Genomic DNA, 17,354 nt, shown 5'->3' with positions numbered 1-17,354 from the left:
TCAGGCAGCCTTCCGGGTGCTCTTCGCGAGCACCTTCTCCGCCTTGTCGAGCTTGACCAGGCGGCGCTTCTTGACCGTGTAGCCCGGTGGCAGCGTCCCCTCGGCGAGGGCCCGCAGGGGGCACCGCTTGCAGCGCGGCTTGTCCTGGCAGCACTTCTTCTTGGGCATGCGCCCGGACTTCCCCACGGGGCGAGGTTAGCCTCGCCTTCCTGACCGGTCCACCGGCACCGAGCTGCCACCGGATAGCGTGCGGCAACCGCCACCGCACACGTCCGGGAGTCCCGATGGCCGCCCCTGCCTTCGTCGAGCTGCTCAACGCGCAGATCGGCAACGAGTTCGCCGCGCACCAGCAGTACGTGGCGTGCGCCGTCTACTTCGACGAGCTGACCATGCCCCGGACCGCCCAGCTGTTCTTCGACCAGGCGCTCGAGGAGCGCGAGCACGCCATGATGATGGTCCAGTACCTGCTGGACTCCAACGCGCCGGTCCGCATCCCGGGCGTCCCCGCCCCGGTCAACGAGTTCACCGACGTCGTCGCCCCCGTGGAGCTCGCTCTGGAGCAGGAGAAGCGGGTCACCGAGCAGATCAACGCGCTCATCGGTGTCGCCCGGCGGGAGAACGACTTCGCCTCCGACCAGTTCATGCAGTGGTTCATCAAGGAGCAGATCGAGGAGGTCAGCAAGATGAGCGACCTGCTCACCATCGTGAAGCGCTCCACCCACGACCTCGAGACGATCGAGGACTACGTGCTCCGGGAGGTCACCGCCGAGGCTGCCGACCCGACCGCGCCACCGGTCGCGGGGGCCTGAACCGGCGGCGGTCCGCCGCTCACATCCGGAAGACGCCATAGCCGACCTCCTCGAGGGGCGCGTTCGCGCAGGCGGACAGGGCCAGGCCGAGCACGGTGCGGGTCCGGGCGGGGTCGATGACGCCGTCGTCCCAGAGCCGGGCGGTGGCGTAGTAGGGGTGGCCCTGGGTCTCGTACTGGTCGCGGATCGGCTTCTTGAACGCCTCCTCCTCCTCGGTCGGCCACTCCTCCCCGCGGGCCTCCAGGCCGTCGCGGCGGACCTGGGCCAGCACCGACGCCGCCTGCTCGCCGCCCATGACCGAGATGCGCGCGTTGGGCCAGGTGAAGAGGAACCGGGGCGAGTAGGCCCGGCCGCACATCGAGTAGTTGCCGGCGCCGAACGAACCGCCGATCACGACGGTCAACTTGGGCACCCGGGCGCAGGCCACGGCGGTGACCATCTTCGCGCCGTGCTTGGCGATCCCCCCGGCCTCGTAGTCGCGGCCGACCATGAACCCGGAGATGTTCTGCAGGAACAGCAGCGGGATCGACCGGCGGTCGCACAGCTCGATGAAGTGCGCGCCCTTGAGCGCGGACTCGGCGAACAGCACGCCGTTGTTGGCGACGATGCCGACCGGGTGGCCGTGCAGCCGGGCGAAGCCGGTGACCAGCGTCTGGCCGTAGAGCGGCTTGAACTCGGCGAACCGGCTGCCGTCGACCAGCCGGGCGATGACCTCGCGGACGTCGTAGGGCGTGCGCGGGTCGGGCGGCACCACGTCGTAGAGCGACTCCGCCGGGTGCAGCGGTTCCTCGACCGGTTCGACGTCCCACGGCCGGGGCGCACGGGGGCCGAGGGTGCCGACGACCTGGCGGACCAGCTGCAGCGCGTGCGCGTCGTCCTCGGCCAGGTGGTCGGTGACCCCGCTGACCCGGCTGTGCAGGTCGCCGCCGCCGAGCTCCTCGGCGGTGACCACCTCGCCGGTCGCGGCCTTCACCAGCGGCGGACCGCCGAGGAAGATCGTGCCCTGCTCGCGGACGATGACCGCCTCGTCGCTCATCGCCGGGACGTAGGCGCCCCCGGCGGTGCACGAGCCGAGGACGGCGGCGACCTGCGCGATCCCCGCCCGCGACATCGTGGCCTGGTTGTAGAAGATGCGGCCGAAGTGCTCGCGGTCGGGGAAGACCTCGTCCTGCATCGGCAGGAAGGCGCCGCCGGAGTCGACCAGGTAGACGCAGGGCAGCCGGTTGTGCAGCGCCACCTCCTGGGCGCGCAGGTGCTTCTTGACCGTCATCGGGTAGTAGGTGCCGCCCTTGACGGTGGCGTCGTTGGCGACGACGACCACCTCGCGGCCGGCCACCCGCCCGATGCCGGTGATGATCCCCGCGGCCGGCGCCTCGCCGCCGTACATGCCGTGCGCGGCCAGCGGCGAGAGCTCCAGGAACGGGCTGCCCGGGTCGAGCAGCGCGTCGACCCGCTCGCGCGGCAGCAGCTTGCCCCGCGCGGTGTGCCGCTCGCGCGCCCGCTCCCCGCCGCCGAGCGCCACCCGGCGCAGCTGCTCGGTCAGGTCGGCGACGAGCCCGGCGTGCGCCTCGGCGTTGCGCGCGGCGGCCGCGCCGTCGGTCGTCGGCCTGCCGGCAAGCACGGGGGCGTCCACGGGCGGGATGTTAACGAGGGTTCACGCACCGGGTCAACGAGCGTTAACATCCCCGCCGTGACGGACGCCAACACCGCGCTGCACGCGGACGCGTCCCGCCCGTCGCGCCGCGAGCAGATCCTGCAGGCCGCCGCGCAGCTGTTCGCCGAGCGCGGCTCGCGCGCGGTGGGGGTGGACGACGTCGGGGCGGCCGTCGGGGTGACCGGGCCGGCGATCTACCGGCACTTCGCCAGCAAGGACGCGATGCTCGCCGAGATGCTGCTGCGCATCAGCGAGCGGCTGCTCGAGGGCGGCACCGCACGGGTGGCCGCCGCCGGCGACGACCCGATGGCGCAGCTGCGCACGCTGATCGCCTTCCAGGTCGACTTCGCGCTGGACAACCCCGCGCTGATCACCGTGCACGACCGCGACCTCGGCTCGCTGGCCGACGAGGACGCCGCGCAGGTGCGCCGGCTGCAGCGCCGCTACGTCGAGGTGTGGGTCGACGTCCTGGGGCGGGTGCACCCGGCCTCGGACGCCGCGACCAGCAGGGCCCGGGCGCACGCCGTCTTCGGGCTGGTCAACTCCACCCCGCACAGCGCCGGCCGGCTGCCCCGCCGGCGGACGGCGGCGCTGCTGGCCGCGATGGCCGAGGCCGCTGCGACCGCTTGAGGCCCCCGGGCAGGGCCTCAGCCGGCGGCGGGCTCCGGCACGGGCAGCACCAGCGCGGTCGAGGCGACGGCGTCGAGGTCGGCGGTCGAACCGGTCGAACCGGGCCCGGCCCAGGCGGTCTCGACGATCGTCACGGTGCTGCCGGAGACGACGCTTGCGTACTCCGCGCCGGACAGCTTCGCGGGACCGCCGGGGTAGCGGACGCCCTCGCGCAGCAGGTCGCTGACGTTGCCGCTGCCGTTCCGGTCGGCCAGAGCACGCAGCGCCAGGGCGCCGCTCTGCTCACCCATGTCGGCCGCCGACACCGAGACGACGACCGGCCGGCCGCCGACGTCGGTCGAGTACAACGCGCGCGCCAGGCCCGAGCAGTCGGTGGCGGTGAAGAAGTCGGCCACCGCGCCGTAGGCGTTGCCGACGCAGGTGGGGTCGCTCTGCACCCGCTGCGCGACGAAGGTGCGGCCGTCCACCGTCTCGATCTGCCCGGGCTGCGGTCCGCCGGGGGCCTCGGCGGGCGCTCCGGCCTGCCCGGCGGCGGACGGGGACGCATCGGCACTCGCCTCGTCGTCCCCACCGAACAGCGCGGTCACGCCCACCCCGAGGAGGACGACGAGCAGCAGGGCGGCCGCGACGAGCACCGCGGTGCGCCGCGGCGAGCGCTGCCGCCGGCGCGGCCCGACCAGGGGGACGCCGGCGGCCCGGGCACCGGCCGCGGGCGGCGCGGCCGGGGCCTCGACGCGGGTCGGCGGCACAGCGGGCTGGGCGGCGATCGGCTCGGCGGCGATCGGCTCGGCGGCGATCGGCTCGGCGGCGATCGGCTCGGCGGCGGCGAACAGCCCGCCGATGCCACCGCTCTCGTCCTCGCGCACGCCGGCGGTGGGCCCGACCAGGGTATCCAGCGGCCGGGCCGGCGCGGCGAAGGCGAGGTCCTGGGCGCGCGTGTGGGCCGGGGCCGCCGCGCGGGCGGCCTCCTCGTCGGCGCGGATCGCGGCGGCGGCCACGGCCGCGGCTGCCGCCGGGTCGGCCAGCGGACGCAGCGGTTCGGGGACGGCGGCGTGCGGCGCCGGGTGGTGCGCCGCCGGCACCGGGGACGCTCCCCCGGCCTCGGTCTCCGCCACCGCCGCGGCCATCGCGGCCGGGGCGAGCAGCTCGGGTGTGCGCAGCACGTAGGGCGAGTAGGGGAAGCCCTCGCCGTTGAGCTCCTGGGTGGTCGGCACCCGGCCGTCGAGCTCGAGGGCCTCCAGGGCGGCACGCACGTCGGCCGTCGTCCACAGGCGCGGGTTGGCGACACCGGTGTAGCGGGCCGAGCGGGCGATGCCCAGCAGCAGCGAGCGCGGCTCGAGCAGGGCGACCTGGTCACCCTCACCCAGGTCGCCGTCGGTGGGGACCAGGCCGGAGAGGTCGCCGACCAGCACGGTGAGCCGGGCGATCCGGCCGGGCTCCAGGCCGGCGCGGCGCAGCCGCACGGCGGTGTCCATGCCGGCGCGCATCAGCCCGTCCAGCGGCGTGGACCCACCGCCGGAGAGCTGCAGCACCTCGCCCGGGCGGCCGGCCTCGGGGCCGACGGTCCACGACCCCTCGGGCAGCGCGGTGACCACGCCACGCTGCCGGGGCACCTCGGCGATGCGGACGACGGCGAGCCCCTCGGGCACGAAGAGCACCGCGTCGGAGATCCGGCGGCCCACCGGTCCGTCGAGGACGGGCAGAGAGGCGACGACCGCACCCCGGACCGCGCCGCCGGTGTCCCAGCGGGCCAGCTCGGCGAAGAGCGCACGCTCCCCCGCCGTCTGCAGCGGCCGGGGGGTCAGGGCCAGCACGTCGGTCCTCCGGAGCGGGGAGCAGGGGCGGTGGGAACGGCACGGAGGGCGTGGCGTGCCGGGTCGGAGCGGTCAGCGGGAGAGGCTGGCGCCGACGCTACGGCATGTGACGGGCCGGTCCGGGACGCTCAGCGGGTCGGCGCGCCGCCCGCCACCGGGACGGGGGGCCGCTCCCCGTGCTCCTCGAGGGGCGCGCACCAGGTGGTCAGCGAGCGGCTGCGGGCGACGACGTCGAGGCCCGCCCAGAGCAGCGTGAACCCCGCACCGGTGAGCAGCACCACCTCCGGTTCCCAGTTCCACGGGGGCAGGGCACCGACCGCGGCGAGCAGCGCGCCGGCCAGGTAGGTGACCGCGGCCACCAGGGGTCCGGCCAGCCAGCCGGGCAACCGGCGGGAGACGGCCAGGTCGACGGCGACCGCGCCCGCGAGCAGCGCCAGCGGCAGCACCGACGGCGGGAAGCCGATCGCGACCAGTCCCAGCCACACGGCGGCGCGGTAGGCCAGGTAGACGGCGGCGACGGTGGTGGCGGCCCAGCGCAGGCCGGTGACCCGCCGGGCGACGAGGAGGGAGAGCAGCCCGGCGCACAGCAGCCAGGCCGGGTGCACCCAGGACGGCACCGGGAGCATGAACGTCGTCGGCGTCTGGCCCTGGGCGGCGGCGAAGTCCAGCAGCTGCTGCTCGGCCGTCGTCCGCCCGGCCTCGTAGGCGCGCAGCGAGAGGACGCCGTACTCCTGGTGCTGGTTCGGGAAGACGGCGTTCTCGACGAGAAACAGCCACAGCCCCAGGGCGACGGCGTCCCGCACGCGGCCCGGCGCGGCGTACAGCCACCAGCCGCGGATCACCCCGGCCAGCATGACCGCCGTCCCGAGGTACAGCAGCGCGTGACTGGGGCTCCAGCTGGTGATGTCCAGCCCGTTGATGCGGTGGTTGACGATGTCGACCGGGACGGCGACGAGGAAGACCGCGGTGCCTCCCTGCACGAGCCGCAGCGCACGGCGATCGACGCCGTAGCCGGTGTAGCTGGAGAAGAGGACCAGCGCGACGACCAGGACGGTGCCGGCGGAGTTGAGCAGGTGCGGCGGGGCGAGGTCGTCGCGCAGCCACATGAAGTGCCAGGAGACGTCCCACGACGAGCCGAGCATCTTCAGCAGGAAGGCGCCCAGCCAGGCCGTGTAGATCCAGCGCAGCTCCTGCTGGGTCGTCGGGCGGCCGGGGCGGCCCGGCGTGACGTAGGCGGGCCACAACCACCGGAGGGTCGTGACCGGATGACGGAACGCGGTCCTCACCGAGCCGGGAGCCGGCGGGGCCGCTCGGTCGGCGACGGGAGCGGCGTGGGGCACGGCGGTACTCCTGGACTCGAGGCGGTGCGGCGGAGCCTAGCGGCGCGCAGGGCACGATCCCGGCTCCCCGAGGGGTACGGGAGTGGCGGGTTCCGTATCACCCGCCGTGCGGGCGGCCGCCCGGGGCGCGACGTAGGGTCGGCACCCGTGGCGGACAGTGCGGGACACCTGGTCTGGATCGACTGCGAGATGACCGGGCTGGACCTCACCCGGGACCAGCTCATCGAGGTCGCGGTGCTGGTCACCGACTCCGACCTCAACGTCCTCGACCCCGGCCTGGACCTGGTCATCTCCGCCGACGACGCCGCGCTCGAGGGCATGGTCGAGGTCGTCACCGAGATGCACGCCAAGTCCGGTCTCACCGAGGCGGTGCGGGCCTCGACGCTCACCGTCGCCGAGGCCGAGCAGCAGCTGCTGGCCTACGTGAAGCGGTTCGTGCCCGAGCGGCGGACGGCGCCGCTGTGCGGCAACTCGATCGGCACCGACCGCGGCTTCCTCGCCCGCGACATGCCCGAGCTCGACGACCACCTGCACTACCGGATGATCGACGTCTCCTCGATCAAGGAGCTGGCCCGCCGCTGGTTCCCCCGGGTGTACTTCGCCCAGCCGCAGAAGGGGCTGGCCCACCGCGCGCTGGCCGACATCATCGAGTCGGTGCGCGAGCTCGCCTACTACCGGCAGACGCTGTTCGTCGACGGCCCCGGGCCCTCGACCTCCCAGGCGCAGGCTGCCGCGTCGCGGGTCGCGGCGTCCTTCGCGGGGCTGTTCGCGGCCGAGGACAGCGGCACCCCCGGACAGGTACCCCCGGCCGCGTCGGACGCCTGAGGGTCTCCGGTATCGTGGTGCCGGTTCACCGGACGACCCGCTGCCGAGCGGCCGTCCGGGAGACGTGGTGGGTGTAGCTCAGCTGGTAGAGCACCAGGTTGTGATCCTGGGTGTCGCGGGTTCGAGCCCCGTCACTCACCCCACGCGGTGGAGGCCCTGGTCAGTTCCCTGACCAGGGCCTCCCTGCGTTCGGGCACCGCCGACGGTCACGAGGACCCAGCGACCGCTGGAGCTGGGGACCGGCCCGACGGTCGCCTCTCGGCGAGTGGTCGCACGCAGCGACAGGCGGGTGGAGCCCGGGGGCACGTCCCGGACCGGCACCGGGTCTCGACGCCGCGCGGCGCGGCGCATCCCCATCCGGCGGCCGCCTCGAGGACGCAGCCATCGAGCACATCGCGGGCGAGGTGGCCGAGCAGCGGGCGCCGCGGGGCGAACCGCAGCACGGTGGTGCCGTGGGCGGCGGCGAAGTCCTCCGGGTCCGTAGGGTGCTCCTGGACGGTGACCTGGTCCGCGCCAGGTGACTCCTCCCAGCGGCCCACCGCCGCTCCCCCGACCCGACCTCCGGGCGGCGGGGTCGCCGAGCAGGTCAGTCGTCGCCCCAGTCGTGGCCTCGGTCGTCGTCCCAGTGGGGATGCCGGTGCTCGTACCAGCCGCCGTCACCGCCCCCGCCGCCACCGCTGTCGGACAGCGCCACCCCGCTGAGGGCGCCGACGAGAACGAGGAAGAGGGCGGTGACGAGGAGCACGACCACCATCCGCGCCGCCCTCAGACGGCCGGTGGCGGCGCTGGTCAGGGAGGTCCGCAGCTGCTCGACCGCGAGCGTCCCGAGCGACCGCCAGCCCGGCGCCGTGTGCTCGGGCGGCGCCGGCGGGAGGTCCGCGGTCAGCGGGTCGAGGTCGGTCAGGTGGACGGCGGCGAACGCGTCGGCCATCCGCTCGCTGCCCTCGTCCGGCGTGAGCAGGCCGCGGGCCACCGCGTCCTGCAGGTGCTCGACGGTGGCCAGCCGGTCGGCGTCTGACGCGCGCATCCGCGGTGCGGACGTGGCCGTGCTGTCCAGGTCGATCAGGGGTGGCATGGTCGTCCTCCCGGGGTGCGACGGCGGAGAGGGCCACAGCCTGCACCCGCGCCCAGGCCACCGGGCGGGTTCCGGCGCGTGCGGGGCCGCAACGACACCAGGCCCGCGCGATGGGTGCCCCGTGTAGGGGCCTCGTGTCGTTCCGTGCCCACTGGTGCCTGGAGGGGTTGCGGAGTGGACACCGGCGGCGCCTGTCCCGGGAACAGCGCGGTGGGCCCGTCGAGCCGGTCCACGACGTGGACCGACCCGCGCCCCGCAGGTGGGCCCGCCCGGCTCACGCCGAGTCGACCACCGGCCGGATGTCGCCGTCGTCCAGCGTGCCGGTCACCACGGCCTCCGCGACGGTCATCAGCTGTGCACCGCTGCGCCTTGCGTGGGTGCGCATGCGGGTGAACGCCTCCCCCACGCCGATCCCGGCCTGGGCCGACAGCACGCCCTTGGCCTGCTCGATCACGATCCGGCTGTGCAGCGCGGTCTGCAGCTGTTCGGCCAGGACGACCTGGTCACGCAGAGCACGCTCGTGCAGCAAGCCGATGGTGGCGATGTCAGCCATGCCCCGGGCGACGGCCAGGTGCTCGTCGGTGAGCGCTCGTCCTTCGACGGAGAACAGGTTCAGCGCGCCCAGCACCTGCCGGCGCAGGCGCAGCGGCAGGGCGTGGCTGTAGGCGTATCCGGATCCCAGCGCCGCCTCGGTGAACACCGGCCACCGGCTCCTGGAGGCGGTCAGGTCGATGTTCGCGATGGCCTCGCCGGTGGCGAAGCAGTCCAGGCAGGGTCCCTCCGCCCTCTGCAGCTCGAACAGTTCGAGCAGTCGGGCGGACTCGTCGGTGTAGGCGACCACCTGGAGGTGGCCGCGCTGGTCGTCGAGCATCAGCCCGGCGGCGTCGGTGTCGACCAGTTCGACACAGCGCTCGGTGAGGGTCTGCAGGAAGTCGATGACGTCGAACTCCTCGACCAGGGTGTCGGCGAGCTCGACGAAGACCTCCGCGAGGCGTTGTTCCCGCACCCTCACTCCCTCCCACCCCGGTCGACCGGGTCCCATCCTGCGTCCGCCACCACGCTCTCGTGTCAGCCGGTCCCGTCATCTTTCCGGAACGACACCGTCCCCGTGAGGACGTCGCGCGCCAGGTTGCCGAGGGCCCGCTGGTCGGCGAACGCCCGCGCACGGAGCAGGACGAGGGCCTCGGCCAGTCCCACCGCAGCCTGCACGGAGACCACGCCGGTCGCCTGGTGCACCTCGGCCCGGTCGTCGAGGACCGGGACCGGCGACAGCACCGGGTACCCGGCTTGCGCGTTCAGCAGGACCGGCGTCGCTGCGTCGGCGAACGACAGGGCCTCGGTGAGGTCGTCGGCCGACAGCGGGCCGGCCCGGTCCCGGTAGAGGTCGAGCACGCCGACCCGGAGCGGGAAGGCGAAGAGGGCGCGGACGCCGGCCTCCAGTGCTCCTCCGGCGAAGGCGGGCCAGCGCAGCGGCGCGGTCAGGGCGAGGTCCGGCTGCAGCACGGGGCGGCCGGTCTGCGAGGCGTCCACGCACGGGCCTTCCCCCAAGGTGAACTGGAGCTCCTCCAGCTCCATCGCCGCGCCGTCGGTCGCGGCGATGATCCCCGCCGGCCCCTCGTCGGTCATCAGCGCCATGCCCACCCCGCTCACCGGCAGGGAACGGACGCACGCGGCGGTCAGGCTGGCCGGCAGACCGCTGCTGTCGGGCGACTCGGCCCAGGCTGCGCGCAGGATCTCGGCCACCCGTCTCGACGCCACGCCCACCCCTCTGCCTGCACCGGTGCTCGGCCGGCCTGGCGATCAGCATCTCCCTCTCGGGGGCGGCCGGTGAGGTCCGGGCACCCCCCGCCCGGGCTGCCCGCCGACGTCGGAGCCCTCCGGTCAGTCGGTCCCCCTCCGACGGTTGCGCAGGACCACTGTCGTGCCCCGTGACCCGACGGTGAGCGTGGCGTCGGCCAGGACGCCCATCACCTGCAGGCCGCGGCCGCGGTCGCCCGGGGCGGTGGGTGCCCGCCAGCGACCGCGGTCCTGGATGACGATGCGCGCCCGGTGCTCACCGACCTCCGTGAGGACGTCGAAGAAGGGTGGGGTGGGGAGGCGGGCGTGCTCGACGGCGTTGGCGGCGGCCTCGGATGCGGCCAGGAGCAGGTCGTCGAGCTCGTCCTCGGGCAGTCCGGTCATGTCGAGGAGGGGCTGCAGCTCCAGCCGCATCCCCCTGATCGACGTGGGGACCGATGGCCAGCGCCACTGTCGGCGGTGCCACCACGGCGGTTCGGGGGAGGACATCGACACCGGTGGCCAGGGCCCGGAGGGGGTCACCGGGTAGGCGGGGAGGCTGTACTCCTCGGGGTGGACGTCGAGCCCCGGACGGACGGGGAGGACGTCGACCCCGGAGCGACCGAGGAACGAGCCCGGTGACGCGGCGCCCGTCCGCCGGTGGCCGTTGGTGGCCACCACAGGCGTGCCAGGACCGGCAGGCGCCGGCGACCAGGCCGCGGCGGTGGCCCGGTCGGTGTGGCGGGGTGGCACCACCGGGGCGCCGTCGTCCAGGTGGGCGTAGTACCGGAGGAGTTCCTCCCCCGGCTGCCGGTCGAGGCGGTCGGCTGACCCGTCGGTGCGCGGAGCGCCGCAGACGTCGGCCGCTGCGTAGGGCACCTGGAGGCAGTCGCCCAGCTGGTGCGCCCGGGCGAGCGGGACGGAGACCTGGATCCCGTCGCACAGCTGACACTCGACGGTCACCCACGTCGGCTGACTCGTCTGCGCACCCAGGAGCACGTGCACGATGCGGCCCACCGGGTGGCCCGCGGGATCGACGACCTGTCCTCCGTGGCGCAGGAGGGCGCGGATCTGCTGCCGGGTGATCACGGCGTCCTCACGCCGGGCGCTGCTCCGCCGCGACCGTCGGCGTGGCGGACGTCGGGCAGCCGCGGGGCGTCCGGGTGCCCGCGCGGTGGCCGCCGGCTGCCACCCTCCCGTGGCGGCGACGAACGGCCCCGGTACCCGGGGACCGCAGGACCCGACTCGCCGCTGGCAGGCGTGACGTCGAGTGAGGCGCGCACGGAGTTCTCCCCAGGAAACCGGTGAGGTCGCCGGGTCCGGGGCCACCCATGAGCGGCTGAGCCGCTCCCAGCCACCGACCCTACGCGCCGGGGCCCCCTCCCGACGGCCGAAGTCACGGTGGGTGGGCCCGGAGGCCCGAACCGCCGTCGCCCAGTACCGCGCCCCCGACCCCGGGTGCATCGGGAGGGACGTGGACACCGACGTCCGCGCCCGGACCGGCCCGATGCCGGTCGTCCGCGCCGTCCTGCCCACGACGTCGGAACAGGACAGGGCTAGCGTGCCCCCATGCCGTTGATCTTCCACTGGGGTGGCCCGCGGCACGGCGAGATCGACGAGGTGGCCGCCGAGATGCTGACGTCCTCGGTGCTGGTCTACGACGGGCCCCGCTGGTTCGGGGTCTACCAGCGTTTCGAGCCCGTGGAGGTGCGGAGCACGCCACAGGGACCGGCCGAGGTGTGGGTCGTCCGCGAGTAGCCGCCGACGGACCCCGCCGGTTCCAGGCAGGGGTGCGCACCGGCAGTGGCTGACCGGGTCCGCCGACGCCGTCGGGCCCCGCCGCGTGCGGTCACGAACGCGCTCCGGTCCCCGGACGGCGACAGTCGAGTCCGATCCGGTCCCGCCCCCGGTGGTGCGCCCCTGTGACGGCAGCGACGGCTGGGGCGGGTGCAGCCGACACGCGCCCCGCGGGTGCTGGCCCGGCCCGGCTCGTCGTGGCGACCCTGGGGCCATGACTCTCGCCTACTCCTACGGGACCGCTCACGCCGTCGTGATGGTCGGCTCGGTGGGCACCGCGGAGGGCCTCGTCCCGCGGCAGATCGGCCCGGCGCACGCGACCATCGGCAAGGTGAACGGCCGCAGCCGCAAGGCGCTGTGCGGGGCCTACGTCGCGGTGGACGAGCAGACCGTGTGGCCGCCGGAGGACTACGACAGCTCGCAGCTGTGCGCGGAGTGCACCACCCTGGCCGCGCTCTGACTCACCCGCCGGCCACCGACGGCAGCACCTGGACGACGGCGCCGTCGGGCACCGGCGTGCCCAGCCCGCCGGCGTACCGGACGTCCTCGCCGTCCACGTATACGTTGACGAAGCGTCGCACCGCGCCGGCCTCGTCGCGGATCCGGCGGGCCAGCCGCGGGTGGACGACGGCAAGCGTGTCGAGCAGGTCGGCGAGCGCGCCCCCGCCCGGGGCGACCTCCAGGTGCCGGGTGCCGCCGGCCAGGTCGGCGAGGACACCGGGCAGCACCACCTCGACCCTCATCCCGGGATCCGGGCGGCGCGGACGACGAGCACGTCAGGCAGGTGGTCGGCGACGAGGCTGAAGGTGTCGCCCTCGTCGGCGCTGGCGTAGACGCAGCCGTCGCGGGTGCCGACGTAGAGCCCGGTCGGGTCGCCTTCGTCGGCGCAGAACCCGTCCCGCATGACCGCCGCCCAGAACCGGTCGGGCAGACCTGACCCCAGTCCGGTCCAACTCCCGCCCGCGTCGCGGGTGCGGTGCACGCGCAGCCGGCCCTCCGGCGGCACGCGCTGCATGTCCGCCACCAGCGGGACCACCCACGCCGTCCCGGGGGCGGACGGCGAGGCGACGACCGGGAAGCCGAAGTCGGCGGGCAGGCCCTCGGCGATCGACGTCCACGACCCGCCGGCGTCGTCGGTGCGGAAGACGCCGAAGTGGTTCTGCGCGTACATCCGGTCCGGGCCGGCCGCGTCGACGGCGACCTTGTGCACGCACTGGCCGTACTCGGGCGCGGGCTCGGGCAGGAAGACGGCGCTGATGCCGGCGTTGCGCGGCTCCCACGTCGAGGCGCCGTCCTCGCTGACGTAGACGCCGCCGGTGCTCATCGCGACGGTCACCCGGTCCGAGGCGGGGTCGGGCAGCACCGTGTGCACCGCCCCTCCCCCGCCGCCGGGCTCCCAGGTCGGCCGGTGCGGGTGGTCCCACAGGCCGCGGACGAGCTCGAAGCTGCAGCCGCCGTCAGTGCTGCGCCACAGCGAGTGCGGCTCGCAGCCGGCCCACACGACGCCGGGCCGGTCGGCGCTGTCGGGGCGCAGCTGCCAGACCCGGGCGAGGGCCGCGCCGGTGTCCTCGGGGAAGCGGATGGCGCCGGCCTCGGTCTCCTGCCAGCTCGCGCCGAGGTCGTCGGACCGCATGACCGTCGGACCCCAGTGCCCGTACTGGACGCCGGCCAGCACGCGCGGGCCGGGGCCGCGGGTGTCGATCGAGACAGCCGCGACCTCCTGGGCGAGCAGGTGCGGTTCACCCAGGGTCCAGGTGCGGCGGTCGTCGTCGCTGCGGGCCAGCCACAGGCCCTTGCGCGTGCCGATGGCGAGCAGGTCGGTCATGGCGCCCCTCCGGTCGTTCGGCGGGGCGCGGCACGCCCCTCGGGGGTCAGACCCCCGAGGGGCATAGAACTCAGCGGCGGGTGGCGCCACCGGTCGGCTGGTCCGGGTCGGTGGCCTGCTGGTACGTCTGCGTCCGGTCGTCGGCGCCTTGCGGCGCGCGGCCGTCGGAGTGCCGGCCGTGCTGGTCGGCCAGACCCGGCGCCAGCTTCTCGGCCTTGGCGCGCAGCTGCTCGGCCGCCGAGGCGTGCTCACCCGCCCGGGCCGCGCGCTCCTGCGCCTCCTGCTCGGCCAGCCGGGTGCGCTCCTCGACCTCGGCACGCTCCCGCCGGGCGCGGGCCGCCTGCTCCTCGGCGGCGGCCTGCTCCTTCTCGGCCTGCGCCCTGCGCAACTCGGCCTCGCGCAGGTGGTCGCGGGCCTGCTCCCGCTTGCGGGCCCCGTTGATGCGGTTGCGCTTGGCCATCGTCAGGGCGAGCACGGCCAGCAACGCCACCACGACCACGACGATCAGCACGATCACCCAGGTGTCCACGGCACTCTCCTCGACTCGGGGACCGGGTGATCGTTCCCCGGGCGTGGCGCGGGGAAACGCTCAGGTGAGCGCGCTACCGGCCTGCCACTCCTCCCAGGGGACGGTCCAGTCGTAGACGTCCGACCGCAGCGTCCCGGCGTCGGAGCCGCGGATCTCCACGACGTCGCCGGGCTGCGAGAACTGGAAGAACCAGCGGGCGTTCTCGGTCGAGAGGTTGATGCAGCCGTGGGAGACGTTCTCCCGGCCCTGCTGTGCCACCGACCACGGCGCGGCGTGCACGAACTCGCCGCTGTCGGAGATGCGGACGGCGTACTCGACCGGCGTGCGGTAGCCGTCGGGGCTGTCGACCGGGACGCCGTACGTGCTGGAGTCCATCACGCGGTGGCGGTTCATCTCGGTGACCACGTGGGCGCCGTTGTAGCTGGGGTTGTCCGGGCTGCCGGCGCTGATCGGGAAGGTCTGCACCAGCTGGTCGCCGTCGTAGACCTCCATCTGGTGGGTGTCCGCGTCGGCGATGGACACGTGCCGCTCACCGATGGAGAAGGAGACCGTGCGGTCGGTCTTGCCCCAGACGCCGTTGCCCAGGTCCACGCCGTAGAGGTCGGCGTCGAGGGTCACGTCGGTGTTCTCCGGCCAGTACTCCGACGGGCGGAAGTGCACCTCGGTGTCGCTGAACCAGTTCCAGACGCCGTCGGTCGGGGTCGAGCTGGTCACCTCCAGCTGCCGCTCGACGGCGGCCCTGTCGGTGACCGGCCGCTCGAAGTAGACGCGGATGGGCATGCCGACGCCGACGGTCTGTCCGTCGAGCGGGCCGATGGACGGTGTCAGCTGCCTCTGCGGGGTGACCGTGGTGAAGGTCGTCGCGGCCTCGGCGGGCCCGGTGCCCTCGCCCTCGGCGGTCGCGGTCAGCGTGTAGCTGGTGCCGTACGCGAGCGGGGTCTCCGGCGTCCAGACGTCGACGGCCGGGTCCTCGGCGGAGTCGGCCACCGAGCCGGGCACCTCGGCACCGGCGCCGTCGACGACGCTCACGTCGGCGAGCTCGCCGTCGGTGACGGAGATCTCGAGCGGGACGGTGGGTGAGACATCGGTCGCACCGTCGGCCGGCGACACCTCGACCGCGACCGGGGACGGGGGCGGGGGCGGGGCCGCGGTCGTCGTCGGCGCCGCCGCCGTCCCGCCGCCGCCACTGCCCTGGCAGCCGGCCAGCAGGGCCAACGCCGTCGCCGTGACCAGCGCAGACGTCCTTCTCATCGCGTTTCCCTCCGCGTCCCACGCAGCCGTCACCCCGGACGACTCGTTGCACCAGCCCGCCAGTGTCCACGTCGGAGCCCGACGAGGGACACGGCCGCTGGGCACCGGACCACCTCGCCGGCGGGCAGGAGGGCGCTGGTATCGTTCTCCCCTGTCGCCCGGCGCAGCCGGACGACACGCGCCATTAGCTCAATTGGCAGAGCAGCTGACTCTTAATCAGCGGGTTCGGGGTTCGAGTCCCTGATGGCGCACCTCCCTCACTTCCATCCCCGTTCTGACCTGCGATTACAGGCTCGATGGGGGCCGCCACCGGGTAACGAGCGCCGCGCCAGGCCATGGAAAACCCATGGAAAACTCCGCTCACGCAGCAGCGCACCTCGAGACCGTGCGGACGCGCGACCCGTGCGGACCCGCGCTCCTGCAACCGCTTCACGAGCTGGACAGTGGCCACCCTCTGCCGCTCCCCGCCCGCACCAGGGTGCCGGCTGCCTTGGTCGCCGGAAGGGCGCTTCGCGTCCCTGCGGGATGGGCCTTCGGCCCACCCTTCCCCCGACCTGCTGCAGCCGGCGTTGCAGCGGTTGTGGAGAGCAGGCGGGGAGTCTGGGCGAGCACACAACCATCGAGATCTCGACGCCTGGTGGGCGTGACGCCTACCCGACGAGGGCGCCGCCCACCACACATTCGGGCACGCCCATCGGCCCGGATGCCTTCGCCGGTGCCGCCGCAGGCGTGCCCCGAGTGGGCCACCTCAGGCTGACTGGGTGGAGTCACCAGATGGTCTGGACCAGGCCGAGCTCGGTGATCATCCGGTCGCGGGTGACCAGAGGCAGATCTAGCGCCATCGCGGTTGCGCCGATGAAGCGGTCCCACGGATCGCCGAGCGCGCCGCGAGGGATCCGCTGGAACGCGGCTGCGACCTCCAGGGTCACCGGCGCGGCCTCCAGTGGAGAGCTGGGGTCGTAGAGTAGTCGGACAAACTCGTCCAGTTGATCATCGGTGAAGTCTGGCGCGTGCGGATGACGTAGCAGATATCGACCACCGAGGCGACGGAGACGACGACGCCTTCGGTTGCCGCTGCCTCCTCGAGGGCGTCGAGCGCCGCGGACGAGAGTCGTCGGTCCGGGTCGTCGAGGAGATACCAGATCAGCGCGTGAGTGTCGGCGACGACCCTCACCGGGGCGGCAGGTCCCAGGCGCCGCCGTCACTGAAGCGCGCAGCCGACTCCTGGGCGGCGGCGGAGCTGGCTGCCTCGAAGTCCTCCCAGCTCGGCGCTGATCCGGAAGCGTTCGCGAGAGCGCCGCGGAGAGAGCGCCGGCGCACCGTCGACGCCGCGGTCGTCACGGGCACGACGTCGAGGTGCGTCCCCGGCTTGACTCCCCAGCGAGCCAGCTGCGCTGCGTCGATGACACCCGAGCCGTCAGCGCCGACGACGAGGTCCAGCGCCTCGAGATGCTGTTCAGCCGACAACATGATCACAGGCAACTGCTGCAGGCCCTCATGCAGTCGTCGCCGATGCGGCTGTTCCAGGCACTGGAGGAGGAGTGGAAATCTTCGGCAGGTCGTGGAGTGAGCGAGCGCGGTCGAAGAGCAACTCGGGAAGGCGAGACCTCGCGTCGGACCCGCGTCAACAGGCTCACGCGTGGACCTCGTGAACGTCGTCGATGGGGTTGATCTCCCCGCTGTCAGCTGCCGGGGAAGGGCGGCCTGCCTGGCGTCGGTCGCCCCAACTGGCCGTCAGGCGCAGGGCATCGGCCGACGGGGAGCCGGGCTCGGCGGAGTAGACGACGACGGAGAGCTCGTGGTCCTCGGGCGCGGGGAAGATCTCGAAGGAGAGGGCCAACTCGCCGACGAGCGGATGCCGGAAGCGCTTGTGGCCGTGCGGCTCGTGCCGGACGTCGTGCGAGGCCCACAGCCGGCGGAAGTCCTCGCTCTTCACCGACAGCTCACCGACCACCGCCGAGAGGCGCGGGTCGTCGAGGTGGCGGCCAGCGTTCATCCGCAGCCAGGCAACGACCTCGGCGGCCATCCG

General features: G+C 74.1%; 21 protein-coding genes and 2 tRNA genes. 7 read left to right on the top strand and 16 right to left on the bottom strand.

Annotated features, from left to right (window positions below; genetic code table 11):
- Positions 1-186, bottom strand: coding sequence for a hypothetical protein (locus tag BMW27_RS11015; protein WP_091443727.1), 186 nt, complete (start codon positions 184-186; stop codon positions 1-3).
- A gap of 98 nt (positions 187-284) precedes the next feature.
- Between BMW27_RS11015 and BMW27_RS11010 the strand changes: the two genes are divergently transcribed.
- Positions 285-809: a ferritin gene (locus BMW27_RS11010; protein ID WP_091443724.1), complete on the top strand. Its 525-nt coding sequence runs from the start codon at positions 285-287 to the stop codon at positions 807-809.
- A 19-nt stretch (positions 810-828) separates the two neighbouring features.
- Here BMW27_RS11010 and BMW27_RS11005 read toward each other — a convergent pair whose 3' ends face one another.
- Positions 829-2,442: a carboxyl transferase domain-containing protein gene (locus BMW27_RS11005; RefSeq protein ID WP_091443721.1), complete on the bottom strand. Its 1,614-nt coding sequence runs from the start codon at positions 2,440-2,442 to the stop codon at positions 829-831.
- A 57-nt stretch (positions 2,443-2,499) separates the two neighbouring features.
- Between BMW27_RS11005 and BMW27_RS11000 the strand changes: the two genes are divergently transcribed.
- Entirely contained in the window at positions 2,500-3,093 is a 594-nt protein-coding gene (locus tag BMW27_RS11000; protein WP_091443719.1) for an SACE_7040 family transcriptional regulator, read from the top strand.
- Between the two features lie 17 nt (positions 3,094-3,110).
- Here BMW27_RS11000 and BMW27_RS10995 read toward each other — a convergent pair whose 3' ends face one another.
- The gene (locus BMW27_RS10995) at positions 3,111-4,907 is read right to left on the bottom strand and encodes a hypothetical protein (RefSeq protein WP_091443714.1); all 1,797 of its coding nucleotides are present in this window, start codon (positions 4,905-4,907) and stop codon (positions 3,111-3,113) included.
- A gap of 128 nt (positions 4,908-5,035) precedes the next feature.
- On the bottom strand, positions 5,036-6,151 hold the full coding sequence (locus BMW27_RS10990; RefSeq protein WP_245743479.1) for a hypothetical protein: 1,116 nt from the start codon (positions 6,149-6,151) through the stop codon (positions 5,036-5,038).
- 243 nt (positions 6,152-6,394) lie between these two features.
- Here BMW27_RS10990 and orn point away from each other — a divergent pair, with 243 nt between their 5' ends.
- Together orn and BMW27_RS10980 are read left to right on the top strand one after the other, a co-directional pair.
- A complete protein-coding gene (orn, locus tag BMW27_RS10985; protein WP_091443708.1) occupies positions 6,395-7,072 on the top strand; it encodes an oligoribonuclease in 678 nt (225 codons plus the stop codon).
- Between the two features lie 67 nt (positions 7,073-7,139).
- Positions 7,140-7,215 (top strand) — tRNA-His (locus tag BMW27_RS10980).
- A gap of 443 nt (positions 7,216-7,658) precedes the next feature.
- Here the strand turns inward: BMW27_RS10980 and BMW27_RS10975 are convergent.
- The 4 genes from BMW27_RS10975 to BMW27_RS10960 form a co-directional block, all read right to left on the bottom strand.
- Positions 7,659-8,147 carry a DUF1707 SHOCT-like domain-containing protein gene (locus tag BMW27_RS10975; protein ID WP_217638121.1) on the bottom strand — a complete coding sequence of 163 codons (489 nt, stop codon included), beginning with the start codon at positions 8,145-8,147 and terminating at the stop codon, positions 7,659-7,661.
- Between the two features lie 274 nt (positions 8,148-8,421).
- On the bottom strand, positions 8,422-9,153 hold the full coding sequence (locus BMW27_RS10970; RefSeq protein WP_217638120.1) for a GAF and ANTAR domain-containing protein: 732 nt from the start codon (positions 9,151-9,153) through the stop codon (positions 8,422-8,424).
- A 62-nt stretch (positions 9,154-9,215) separates the two neighbouring features.
- The gene (locus BMW27_RS10965) at positions 9,216-9,905 is read right to left on the bottom strand and encodes a GAF and ANTAR domain-containing protein (RefSeq protein WP_139206878.1); all 690 of its coding nucleotides are present in this window, start codon (positions 9,903-9,905) and stop codon (positions 9,216-9,218) included.
- Positions 9,906-10,028: 123 nt separating this feature from the next.
- Entirely contained in the window at positions 10,029-11,012 is a 984-nt protein-coding gene (locus tag BMW27_RS10960; protein ID WP_175486475.1) for an ATP-binding protein, read from the bottom strand.
- A 480-nt stretch (positions 11,013-11,492) separates the two neighbouring features.
- Between BMW27_RS10960 and BMW27_RS10955 the strand changes: the two genes are divergently transcribed.
- Together BMW27_RS10955 and BMW27_RS10950 are read left to right on the top strand one after the other, a co-directional pair.
- Positions 11,493-11,681: a hypothetical protein gene (locus BMW27_RS10955; RefSeq protein ID WP_091443695.1), complete on the top strand. Its 189-nt coding sequence runs from the start codon at positions 11,493-11,495 to the stop codon at positions 11,679-11,681.
- A gap of 253 nt (positions 11,682-11,934) precedes the next feature.
- Positions 11,935-12,180 carry a hypothetical protein gene (locus tag BMW27_RS10950; RefSeq protein ID WP_091443693.1) on the top strand — a complete coding sequence of 82 codons (246 nt, stop codon included), beginning with the start codon at positions 11,935-11,937 and terminating at the stop codon, positions 12,178-12,180.
- Between the two features lies 1 nt (position 12,181).
- On the opposite strand, the gene BMW27_RS10945 is transcribed toward BMW27_RS10950, so the two are convergent.
- The 4 genes from BMW27_RS10945 to BMW27_RS10930 all read right to left on the bottom strand — a co-directional run bounded on the left by BMW27_RS10945 (position 12,182) and on the right by BMW27_RS10930 (position 15,325).
- Entirely contained in the window at positions 12,182-12,463 is a 282-nt protein-coding gene (locus tag BMW27_RS10945; RefSeq protein WP_091443691.1) for a MoaD/ThiS family protein, read from the bottom strand.
- Positions 12,460-13,545 (bottom strand): WD40/YVTN/BNR-like repeat-containing protein, encoded by a 1,086-nt coding sequence (locus BMW27_RS10940; RefSeq protein WP_091443687.1) that lies wholly within the window; start codon positions 13,543-13,545, stop codon positions 12,460-12,462. Before BMW27_RS10940 ends, BMW27_RS10945 begins: the two co-directional genes overlap by 4 nt.
- Positions 13,546-13,615: 70 nt before the next feature.
- The gene (locus tag BMW27_RS10935; protein ID WP_091443685.1) at positions 13,616-14,074 is read right to left on the bottom strand and encodes a hypothetical protein; all 459 of its coding nucleotides are present in this window, start codon (positions 14,072-14,074) and stop codon (positions 13,616-13,618) included.
- 60 nt (positions 14,075-14,134) lie between these two features.
- The gene (locus BMW27_RS10930; RefSeq protein ID WP_245743478.1) at positions 14,135-15,325 is read right to left on the bottom strand and encodes a L,D-transpeptidase; all 1,191 of its coding nucleotides are present in this window, start codon (positions 15,323-15,325) and stop codon (positions 14,135-14,137) included.
- Between the two features lie 178 nt (positions 15,326-15,503).
- Here BMW27_RS10930 and BMW27_RS10925 point away from each other — a divergent pair.
- Positions 15,504-15,576, top strand: a tRNA-Lys gene (locus tag BMW27_RS10925).
- A gap of 516 nt (positions 15,577-16,092) precedes the next feature.
- On the opposite strand, the gene BMW27_RS22900 is transcribed toward BMW27_RS10925, so the two are convergent.
- The 4 genes from BMW27_RS22900 to BMW27_RS10910 form a co-directional block, all read right to left on the bottom strand.
- Positions 16,093-16,254 carry a PIN domain-containing protein gene (locus BMW27_RS22900; protein ID WP_139206876.1) on the bottom strand — a complete coding sequence of 54 codons (162 nt, stop codon included), beginning with the start codon at positions 16,252-16,254 and terminating at the stop codon, positions 16,093-16,095.
- A complete protein-coding gene (locus tag BMW27_RS10920) occupies positions 16,251-16,499 on the bottom strand; it encodes a hypothetical protein (RefSeq protein ID WP_091443681.1) in 249 nt (82 codons plus the stop codon). The genes BMW27_RS22900 and BMW27_RS10920 overlap by 4 nt, the downstream gene beginning before the upstream one ends.
- A complete protein-coding gene (locus BMW27_RS10915) occupies positions 16,496-16,801 on the bottom strand; it encodes a hypothetical protein (RefSeq protein WP_091443679.1) in 306 nt (101 codons plus the stop codon). Before BMW27_RS10915 ends, BMW27_RS10920 begins: the two co-directional genes overlap by 4 nt.
- Before the next feature lie 157 nt (positions 16,802-16,958).
- On the bottom strand, positions 16,959-17,351 hold the full coding sequence (locus BMW27_RS10910; RefSeq protein WP_091443677.1) for an MmyB family transcriptional regulator: 393 nt from the start codon (positions 17,349-17,351) through the stop codon (positions 16,959-16,961).
- Positions 17,352-17,354: the final 3 nt, after the last annotated feature.

It is taken from the genome of Geodermatophilus poikilotrophus, assembly GCF_900111455.1.
Lineage (GTDB): Bacteria > Actinomycetota > Actinomycetes > Mycobacteriales > Geodermatophilaceae > Geodermatophilus > Geodermatophilus poikilotrophus.
Note: the sequence above shows the minus strand (reverse complement) of the source record. Positions and strands in the feature narration are given on the sequence as shown.